Below are 247 nucleotides of genomic sequence, written 5' to 3' on the forward strand. Positions count from 1 at the left end.
CTCTAAACACTAATGCTGTAAATACCAAGTCTCTAAATGCTAAAACATAGACGAAAAAAAACGAACCCGAAGGTTCGCTTTTCTACATCTATTCATCTATCTGTCTATAAAGACAAATTAGATAGCAACGATGTTATGTGCTTGTGGGCCTTTTTGGCCTTGAGTTACAGTGAACTCAACTTCTTGGCCTTCAGCCAAAGTTTTGAAACCTGAACCAGTGATTTCGCTGTAATGAGCAAAAACGTCT

1 protein-coding gene is annotated in these 247 nt (G+C 38.1%); it reads right to left on the minus strand.

What is annotated here, in order from left to right:
• Positions 1-117 precede the first annotated feature (117 nt).
• Positions 118-247, minus strand: a 130-nt coding sequence (locus SB772_RS44310) for a cold-shock protein (RefSeq protein ID WP_410839065.1), incomplete at its 5' end; no start/stop codon positions are given.

Source organism: Paraburkholderia sp. SIMBA_030, assembly GCF_046535245.1.
Taxonomy (GTDB): Bacteria; Pseudomonadota; Gammaproteobacteria; order Burkholderiales; family Burkholderiaceae; genus Paraburkholderia.